Source organism: Stenotrophomonas sp. P5_B8, from assembly GCF_054049855.1.
The window spans coordinates 1-753 of the sequence record NZ_JBFULO010000813.1 but is presented as its reverse complement, the minus strand read 5'-3'; the positions used below and the strand labels follow the sequence as shown (position 1 = coordinate 753).

The window sequence follows — 753 nt, the reverse complement described above, 5'->3', positions numbered from 1 at the left end:
GCTCGTTGGCCAGGTTCAAGACCGCTTGGCCCACGTCCCGGCCAACCCACATGGGTTGGCCGGGACATTGATCAGCGAACGTGATCCAGGAACTGACGATGGCGTTCGTATTGGTCCAGCACATCGTGGATCAACTGCACTTTCGGCCAACCCATGACGTCGTAGTCCTGTCCGCCTTCGCGCAGGTACACCTCAGCCCGATAGTGGCGGGTCCCCTCGCTCACTGGGCGGCGTGGATCCTGCAACGCGAAGGTGGGCGGTTCGTAAGGCTGAGGACGCACGGAGTAGAAGAAGTCCATTTCCTCGCCGTGGCCTACGCGTAGCCAGGCACGCCCGTCTTCTCCCTCGGTGACTTCAACAGGAAGGTCCTGCTTGCGCAGCTCCACCGCAACCTCTTGGAGGGCGGGCAGCACCTGTTCCCTGATAAAGCCAACCACCTCGATCTTGACGGGATTGTGCGCGAGCAGTTTAAGTCTCGCGCGCCAGTCGCCGCTGGTGCCTGGAAGCAGCCGTGCGTCGCGCGAGATTGAGCGCTTCGTTGCATCCAGATGCATGGCTTTGAGCAGGCCCCAGCACATCAAGATCATGACCACGGTAAAGGGCAGTGCGCTGGCAATTGTGGCTGCCTGGAGGGACTCCAGTCCGCCAGCGATGAGCAGGGCAACGGCGATGCCTCCAACCAAGAGTGCCCAGAAGATGCGCTGCCACACCGGCGACTCTTCCTCACCCTTGGAGGTCAGCATGTCTATGACC

1 protein-coding gene is annotated in these 753 nt (G+C 61.5%); it reads right to left on the bottom strand.

Annotation, left to right across the window (positions count from 1 at the left end; translation table 11 throughout):
* Positions 1 to 71 precede the first annotated feature (71 nt).
* On the bottom strand, positions 72 to 753 hold a 682-nt coding region (locus tag ACXJKH_RS21605), incomplete at its 5' end, for a BCCT family transporter (protein WP_457322457.1).